The organism is uncultured Gimesia sp., from assembly GCF_937919775.1.
GTDB lineage: Bacteria > Planctomycetota > Planctomycetia > Planctomycetales > Planctomycetaceae > Gimesia.
The window spans coordinates 1-1964 of the sequence record NZ_CALFPF010000735.1; the positions used below are offsets into that span (position 1 = coordinate 1).

Consider the following 1964-nt stretch of genomic DNA (forward strand, 5'->3'; position numbering starts at 1 on the left):
GTGGGAAGAGGTCGATCAATTCGTTCAGCAGATTCATCGCAGCCTCGACTTAACGGAAGTCGCTGCCACCGTCGTGAATGATGGCAGACAACTGCTCGATGCAGATCGTGTGAGTCTCGCGATGCAATACGGCAAGAAAACCGTGATCGAAGCCATCAACGGTCAGGATAAAGTAAACAAACGGGCAAACACCGTCCGACTCCTTTCAAAACTGGCCAACAAAGCACTGGCCATGCGGGAAACATTTATCTATTCAGGAACGGTGGATTCCATTCCACCTCAAATAGAAGAACCACTGGCAGATTATCTGCAGGAAAGTGGAACCCGTATGATTATGATCATCCCCTTATTTGAGCCTGATCCGGTCATTAAACACGATGATGAAGCCTTAGGGGGTCGTAAAAAAGATGTCCTGAAAAAACTGATTGGTGGCCTGATTGTTGAACAGATCACCGATAGTCAGCCCAGGCCGCATATGGAAAGTCGGACAGAATTACTCTCCGGTCATATTGCCAGCGGTATTGCGAATTCACGCAGTTACGAAAGCATTTTTCTAATGCCTTTCTGGCGTTTCATTGGACGTTGTTTTGCTGCGTTACGCGGTAAAACGCTGGTCAAAACGCTGGTCATTATCTCAGTGATCGTAGCGGCCGGCGTCGCGCTGGCATTGGTCCCTTATGAATACCGCGTCTCCTGCGACGGCAGGCTCATGCCGACCATTCAGCGGGAAGTCTTCACCAACTGGGAAGGGGAAGTTGTCGCGATCCATGTGGAAAGCGGGCAAATAGTACGTAAGGGAGACCTGCTGGTTGAGATTCGAAACGAAGATTTAAAAGCACAGGCACTCGAAACAGAAAACAAGTTGAGTGAATTGAGATTGATGCAGCTTACTTTGAGTGCTCAGCTACAGAATGGCGATAACAGCAAACGACCAAGTGAAGATATCATTCGACTGCGAGGTCAGTTAAATGAAACAAAAACACAAATCTTCGGAATCGAAAAACACCTCGAGATTCTGAAAGATCGACTTGAAAAACTGAATGTCAAAGCTCCCATTGATGGAGTCGTCACGACCTTTCAGATCGAACAGCTTTTGATCAACCGCCCGGTCCAGCGCGGCGAATTACTCCTCGAAATCATGGATAACACAGGGCCCTGGCAGTTAGAACTCGATGTGGAAGAAAAACGCATGGGACATATTCTCAGAGCCACAAATAAAAAGGGAGACCTCGGGTTGCCCGTGGAGTACATTCTGGCCACTTCGAACGAAGTCACTTATGAAGGGGAAATCACTGAAATTTCCACACGCGCCAATTCCTCTGAAGAGAGCGGCAGTATCGTAGAAATGTATGCGACCTTCAACAAGGCCAAACTGCCTGCAGATTCGCTACGTATCGGGGCGGAAGTCAGCGCAAAAATCGACTGTGGAGAACGCAGCCTGTTCTACGTTCTCTTTGGCGATGTCGTCGAAACCTGTCGACGCTTCTTCTGGTTATAAGATAACCAGCCACAATAAAAATAAAAGCTCCCCTGCTCTGTAGAACAAGGGAGCTTTTTTATTGAATCAGCAAAAGTAACGAACTACTTCTTATCTGCTGCTTTTGGATCTTCCGTGACTGGTGCTGCTTTGGCAGGCTCTGCTGTAGGAGCTTCTGCTTTCTTTTCATCTTTATGATCGTGACCTTCATGACCATGTTCGCCGTGTTCCAGATCGACATGAAAATGATCTTCACCAATATCCAGATGGAAGTGGCCGTTCAAATCGGATTCCGTTTTGATGGAATCGGGAATCGCTTTCCCTTCCGCAACGAACCGTGATGATTTGCCCTCTTTTTCTCCCTCTAGTGGCTTGGCAGCCAGTGGGATTTCCTGTTCCTTGTCGCCGATTTCCAGATCGAAATCGATCGTTTCTACTGCGATGGGGAAGGCTGTTTTGGCATCGGGCCCCAGAATATAAGTTGTCA

Annotated in this window: 1 protein-coding gene and 1 pseudogene; one reads left to right on the top strand and one right to left on the bottom strand. The window is 47.8% G+C overall.

Features of this window, described 5'->3' with window-relative positions; all coding sequences use genetic code 11:
• The coding region (locus Q0294_RS20755; RefSeq protein WP_299469271.1) for an HlyD family efflux transporter periplasmic adaptor subunit at positions 1 to 1498 on the top strand (1498 nt) is incomplete at its 5' end.
• A gap of 83 nt (positions 1499 to 1581) precedes the next feature.
• Here the strand turns inward: Q0294_RS20755 and Q0294_RS20760 are convergent.
• Positions 1582 to 1964: pseudogene (locus tag Q0294_RS20760) on the bottom strand (hypothetical protein); the annotation flags it as partial.